Source organism: uncultured Pigmentiphaga sp. (genome assembly GCF_937950555.1).
Lineage (GTDB): Bacteria > Pseudomonadota > Gammaproteobacteria > Burkholderiales > Burkholderiaceae_B > Pigmentiphaga.
Window position 1 is genome coordinate 1 of record NZ_CALFCW010000057.1, and the last position, 6,690, is coordinate 6,690.

The window sequence follows — 6,690 nt, forward strand, 5'->3', positions numbered from 1 at the left end:
GCTCCGGTACATGTACTGGCGCCTGACCTCCACGCTGGGGTTCGAGGATTTGATCGACGCATTCTTCGGGTTCGGGCTGGTGGCCGCGGAAATCTATGCGTTGCTGGTGCTGCTCCTGGGCTATTTCCAGACGGCATGGCCGCTCGGGCGCAAGCCTGCTCCCATGCCCGACGACCCGAGCACGTGGCCCACCGTCGATATCTTCATTCCAACCTACAACGAGCCGCTCGACGTCGTGCGCCAGACGGTCTACAGCGCGGTGGGCATGGACTGGCCGGTCGACAAGTTCAAGGTATTCGTGCTCGACGACGGCCGCCGGCCGGAATTCAAGGCGTTCTGCGAAGAGGTGGGCGTCGGCTACATTACGCGCGACAACAACGCGCACGCCAAAGCCGGCAACATCAACCATGCGCTGACGCTCACCGACGGCGAATACGTGGCGATTTTCGATTGCGACCACATACCGACACGGTCATTCCTGCAGATCTGCATGGGCTGGTTCCTCCGTGATCCCAAGCTCGCGATGCTGCAGACGCCCCACTACTTCTTCTCGCCCGACCCCTTCGAGAAGAACCTCAACACGTTCCAGGTCGTCCCGAACGAGGGTGAACTCTTCTACGGCCTGGTGCAAGACGGCAACGACCTCTGGAACGCCACGTTCTTCTGCGGCTCCTGCGCCATGATCCGCCGTGCCCCGCTGCTGGAAGTGGGCGGCGTTGCAGTGGAGACCGTTACCGAAGACGCGCACACGGCGCTCAAGATGAACCGCAAGGGATACAACACCGCTTACCTCGCCATTCCGCAGGCCGCGGGACTGGCTACGGAAAGCCTCTCCGGCCACGTCGGCCAGCGCATACGCTGGGCGCGCGGCATGGCGCAGATATGCCGGGTGGACAACCCGCTGCTGGGCCCCGGACTGACCCTCGGGCAGCGGCTGTGCTACCTGAACGCGATGATGCACTTCTTCTACGGGTTGCCCCGGCTGGTGTTCCTGACCGCGCCGCTCGCGTATTTGCTGCTCAACGCGCACGTCTTCCAGGCCACTGCGTTCCTGATTGCCGCCTACGCATTACCCCACCTCTGCCATGCATCAGTCACGAACTCGCGCATGCAGGGCAGGTTCCGCCATTCCTTCTGGAATGAGGTCTATGAATCGGTGCTGGCGTGGTACATCCTGCGCCCCACCCTGTACGCGTTCATCAACCCGCGCGCGGGCAAGTTCAACGTGACGGCCAAGGGCGGCATTACCGAAGAAGGCTTCTTCGACTGGGACATGGCCCGGCCCTATATCGTGCTGCTCGCGCTGAACCTGCTCGGCGCCGTCGTGGGCATCGGCAAACTCTTCTTCATGGAGTCCCCGGACGTCTCGACGCTGCTGATCAACCTGGCCTGGACCGGCTACAACATCATCATGACGGGCGCCGCCGTCGCCGTGGCGAACGAAACCCGGCAAGTCCGGCGCTCCCCCCGCGTCGGCATGCGCATGCCGGCCACCCTGCGCTTTGCCAGCGGCAAGACCCTCGCTTGCGAGACCATCGATTTCTCGCAGACCGGCATCGGCCTGCGCGTGCCTGCCGACGTCGAGATTCCCATGGACGAGCCCATGCACGTCTCGCTCTATCGGGGACAGGAAGAAGGCGTGTTCCCCGTCGCGGCCGCGTTCCGGCGCGGGGATCACCTCGGCTTGCAATTCCAGCCGCTCAACGTCCAGCAAGAGGTCGAACTGGCTCAGCTGACCTTCGCCCGCGCGGACAACTGGGCCAGCGTCTGGGGCCAGCGGCAGCGCGACTCACTGCCTCGTGCCTTCGCCTCCGTGCTCCGGATCTCCCTGAAAGGCTTCACGGACCTGGCCCGGGGCTTGGTTCGTCTCGTCACCCCGTCTCGGCGCGCCCGCGCCGTTTCATCCACTCTCCATACGAGGGATTAATGATCTCGAGGTCTGCCCTTAGGAACTTCGCCGCAGCCGCGCGGCTGCGCACGCTGCCCTCCCTGGTCGCGGGGCTGCTCGTCTGCGCTCCGAATGGTCTATCGCTGGCTGCAGCGGCCGGCCCGTCGTCGCTCGCGACGTCCCCGTATGCTGCGTCGTCCGCAACCGGCGCATCCCGGACCTATACCTATAGCCTCAAGCAACTGGGTGCGCTTTACCCCGTCCAGCTGCGCGGCATCGACGGGATCTACGGCGTTCCGTTCAGCGTGCGCGCGGACGAGGTGGTGACCGGCGCCACGCTGCGCCTCTCGTATGCCTACTCCCCGGCGCTGCTGCCGGTGCTCTCGCACATCAACGTCCTGGTCAACGGCGAAGTCGCCTCCTCCCTGGCAGTGACCAAGGAGCAGGGTGGCGTCAATCTCACGCGCGAGATTCCTATCCCGCCCCGGCTCATCACCGAGTTCAACCGGCTGAACCTGCAGCTGATCGGCCATTACACGTTGGATTGCGAAGACCCTGCCCATTCCAGCCTGTGGGCCAACATCAGCAACGCCAGCACCTTGGAGCTGCGGGTGACCCGCATCGCGCTGGAGAACGACTTGGCGCTGCTGCCCCGGCCGTTCTTCGATCGACGTGACATCCGGCCTTTGAACCTGCCTTTCGTTTTCGCCGGCACGCCCAGCAATGCCGCGCTGGAGGCGGCAGGCGTGCTGTCCTCCTGGTTCGGTGCCCTCGCGAGCTACCGGGGTGCCACCTTCCCCGTGTCGCAGAATGTGCTGCCCGACAGCGGCAATGCGATCATCCTCGCCACGGCCAATGAGCGCATTCCCGGCGTGGACTGGCCCCAGGTCCAGGGGCCGACGGTGGCGGTCGTTACCCACCCGAACGACCCGTACGGCAAATTGCTGCTCGTGCTGGGCCGCGATGCCGCCGAACTGAAAACCGCCGCCATGGCGCTTGCGATCGGCGCCCCCACCCTGTCGGGCCAAGTCGCCACCATCACCGGCGTCGAACAGCTCAAGCCGCGCAAGCCCTATGACGCCCCCAACTGGCTGCGCGCAGACCGGCCAGTCAAGTTTGGCGAACTGGCGGACGCGGCCGCGCTGAACGTCTCCGGTTACTCGCCCGACCTGATCCGGGTCAATTTCCGCATGCCTCCGGACCTCTTCGCCTGGCGCGACAAGGGCATTCCGGTCGACCTGAAATATCGCTATACCCCGCGCGCCGAACCGGACAAGTCCACGCTCAACATCAACATCAACGAGCGCTTCCTGCGGTCGGAGCCGCTCCGCGCGGTCCGCCACGACGCATCCACGCACGTGGACCGGCTGCTGAACAAGGTGTTGCCGGACGGCACCGTGCCTGCGCGGGCAAAGTTCCAGATCCCGCTCTTCATGCTCCCTGCCAAGACGCAGATGCAGTTCCATTACTACTATGACTACATCAAGCAGGGCGAATGCAAGGACGTCGTGCTGGACAACGTGCGGGGCACCATAGAGCCGGACTCCACGATCGACATCTCCCACTTCTCCCACTTCATCGCCATGCCTGACCTGGCCGCTTTCAGCAACAGCGGCTTCCCGTTCACCAGGATGGCGGACTTGTCGGATACCGCGGTGGTGTTGCCCGATACGCCCTCGCCCGCCGATTACTCCACCTACCTGACGATGCTGGGGCGCATGGGAGAATCGACCGGCTATCCCGCCACCGGCGTCACGGTCACGCAAGCGCAACGCGTCGAGTCCGTGGCAGGCAAAGACCTGCTGGTGATTGCATCGAGCGGCAACCAGCCGCTGCTCACCCAATGGTCCAAACACATGCCCGTGAGCCTGGACGGTAATGTCAAGCGCTTCTCGCTGTCCGACAAGGTCTATCAACTCTTCAACTGGCTGGACACGGACGCCCGCACCAACGCCAAACCCACGCGTCAGGAACTGGCGTTCAATAGCGCCAGCACCGACGCGGTCATCGCCGGGTTCGAATCGCCGCTGTCCAGCGGACGCAGCGTCGTCCTGATCGCCGCCAACCAACCTGCCGGCTTGCACCACGTGGTCCAGGCCACGCTGGATCCGGACTTGGTCAAGCACATCCAGGGCAGTGCCGTCGTGGTCCGGAACAAGCAGGTCGACAGCCTGACGGCAGACCAGACCTATTTCGTCGGTTCACTCAACCCGATCCTGTACGTCCAGTGGTTCTTGTCCAACCATCCGCTCCTGCTCGCCTTGCTCGGAGTGCTGGCAGCCCTGGTGCTGGCCGTGATCCTCTACCTGTCGCTGCGTTCGCGCGCCCGCCGGCGCCTGGCCTCCTGACGCCGAGACAAACATGGACAAGGTCGCGTTCAGCCTGAAGCTCTCCCGGACCGGCACGCAAAGGGGCCCCGTCCGCGCGCGGCTAACGCGCTGGGCGGCTGCGCTATGCCTGGCCTTGCCGTCCGCTTCCTTCAGCGCTGCGCCGTGCCCTCCCGCAGACTGGCCACTGTGGCAGGACTTCCAGCGGCGCTTCATGCAAGCCGACGGACGCGTGGTCGACCCCAGCGTGCCACAGCAGCACTCCACCTCCGAAGGGCAGTCCTACGCCATGTTCTTCGCGCTGGTCGCCAATGACCCAGCCGCCTTCGAGCGGGCCTGGCGATGGAGCGTGAACAACCTTGCGCAAGGCGACGCCGCCGCACGCTTGCCGGCCTGGCAATGGGGGCGCCGCGATGACGGCACCTGGGGCATACTCGATGCCAACGCGGCCTCCGATGCCGACCTTTGGTTCGCGTACGCACTGGCCGAAGCGGCACGCCTGTGGCGGCGTCCCGACTATGGCCGCGAAGCGCGCGCGCTGCTGGCGCGCATCGCAGCCGATGAAGTCAAGGAGCTGCCGGGGCTTGGCAAGATGTTGTTGCCCGGGCCTTCGGGTTTCGAACTGGACGGCCCAACCTGGCGGCTGAACCCCCGCTACCTGCCCCTGCCCGTCCTGCGCCGCCTGGCGCAGTTCGATCCGGGCGGGCCTTGGCGCGAGATTGCCGCCAACACGATGAAAATGATGGCGGCGGTCACGCCCCAAGGCGTCGTGGCCGACTGGGTGGCGTACCGCACCGCGCCCGACGCGACGCAGGGCTTCGTCGCCGATCCGGAAAAAGGCGTGGTGGGCAGCTACGATGCCATACGCGTTTATCTGTGGGCGGGCATGACGGCCCGCTCTGATACGGCGGCCAAGCCCATGCTGCAGGCGCTCGCCGGAATGGAGAAGGCCATCGTGGACGGCCTGCCCCCGGAGTCGGTCAACGCGGCCACGGGTGCCGCGAGCGGCAGCGGCCCCGTGGGGTTTTCCGCCGCGCTGCTTCCCTATCTGGCTGCACGCGGCGCCAAGGACGAACTGGACCGCCAACGCGCACGCGTGCGCGGGCATTTCCCTGCGGCGCCCGACATGCCGACTGAGCGCGCGCCGCGTTACTACGACTATGTACTCGGCCTGTTCGGAATGGGCTGGGATGAACAACGATATCGATTCCTGACGGCGGGAACACTTAAGTTGAGCTGGGAGAAGGTATGTCTGCACGCCGCAAAACGGTAGTCGTCGGACTATTGGCCGCACTCATCCACAGTGGTGCGTGGGCCCAGAGCGATCCAGTCAAGGTACTGGTCGAACAAGGCCGCTACTGGCAATCGCGTGGCAACGGCGAACGCGCGGCCGAAGCCTGGCAGAAATTGCTCAAGCTGGCTCCCAACCACCCGGAAGCGCTCTACGGCATGGGGAACGTGGAACTGGACGCGGGGCGCACCGAACAAGCCCGTAGTTACCTCGCCCAGCTCAAGCGCACGCACCCCGACAGCCCCCTGATCGCCCGGTTGGAACAAGCCATCAATCTCGGCGGAAGCAGCCGCGTGCTGCAGCGGGCGCGGGAATTGGCCCGCAGCGGCCAAACATCCGAAGCCCTGGCGACCTACCAGACGGCCCTGGGCGGCAAGGCGCCCGAAGGGCCGCTCGCACTCGAGTATTACCAAACCCTGGGGGGGACGCCGCAAGGCTGGGACGAAGCGCGCCGAGGGCTGGAAAAGCTGGCGAGCGAGTCGCCCAACGATCCTCACATCGCCCTGGCGCTGGCACAGCACCTGACCTATCGGGAAGCGACCCGGCGCGAAGGCATACAACGGCTTGCCGAGTTGGCCAAGCGGCCCGACGTCGGCAAGGCGGCGGCGGACAGCTGGCGCAAGGCCCTAGCCTGGTCCGGCACCCGACCCGCCGATGCGCCACTGTATCGCGCCTATCTCGAAGCCTACCCGGACGACGTAGACGTGCGCACGAAGCTCGACGAAATCGAACGCCAGCAGCGTGCGACCCGCCAGGCGGCCACGGTTTCCGCCGACCCCTTGCGCCAACGCGCTGCGGCCGGCTTCCAGGCACTCGACGCTGGCGACCTGCTCAAGGCCGAAAACGATTTCCAGGCCGTGCTGGCCGCGCGCCCCGGCGACGGCGACGCGCTCGGCGGCCTGGGCATCGTGCGCCTGCGGCAGGAAAAATTCGCGCAAGCCAAAGACCTCCTCGAACGTGCGTCGCGACAAGGATCGGCCTCGCGCTGGCGCTCGGCGCTGAACAGCGCCACCTACTGGAGCCTGTTGGAGCAGGCTCGCGGCGCCCGCGCCAGCGGCGCGCTCGACAACGCACGGCGATCCCTGGAGCAGGCGATCAAGCTGGATCCGAACGAACCGACCGCCCAGAACGAGCTCGGCGACGTGCTGGCCGAGAGCGGACAGCTCGACGCCGCTGAGGCGACC

The 6,690-nt window shown here is 65.9% G+C and carries 4 protein-coding genes; all 4 read left to right on the top strand.

Annotated elements, in window-relative coordinates; all coding sequences use genetic code 11:
* The coding region (gene bcsA, locus Q0319_RS13770; RefSeq protein ID WP_299453491.1) for a UDP-forming cellulose synthase catalytic subunit at nt 1-1,927 on the top strand (1,927 nt) is incomplete at its 5' end.
* The gene (gene bcsB / locus Q0319_RS13775) at nt 1,927-4,236 is read left to right on the top strand and encodes a cellulose biosynthesis cyclic di-GMP-binding regulatory protein BcsB (protein WP_299453494.1); all 2,310 of its coding nucleotides are present in this window, start codon (nt 1,927-1,929) and stop codon (nt 4,234-4,236) included. The genes bcsA and bcsB, both read left to right, overlap by 1 nt.
* A 13-nt stretch (nt 4,237-4,249) precedes the next feature.
* Nucleotides 4,250-5,488 carry a cellulose synthase complex periplasmic endoglucanase BcsZ gene (bcsZ, locus tag Q0319_RS13780; protein WP_299453497.1) on the top strand — a complete coding sequence of 413 codons (1,239 nt, stop codon included), beginning with the start codon at nt 4,250-4,252 and terminating at the stop codon, nt 5,486-5,488.
* A partial coding sequence (locus Q0319_RS13785; RefSeq protein WP_299453500.1) for a tetratricopeptide repeat protein occupies nt 5,464-6,690 on the top strand: 1,227 nt, incomplete at its 3' end. The genes bcsZ and Q0319_RS13785, both read left to right, overlap by 25 nt.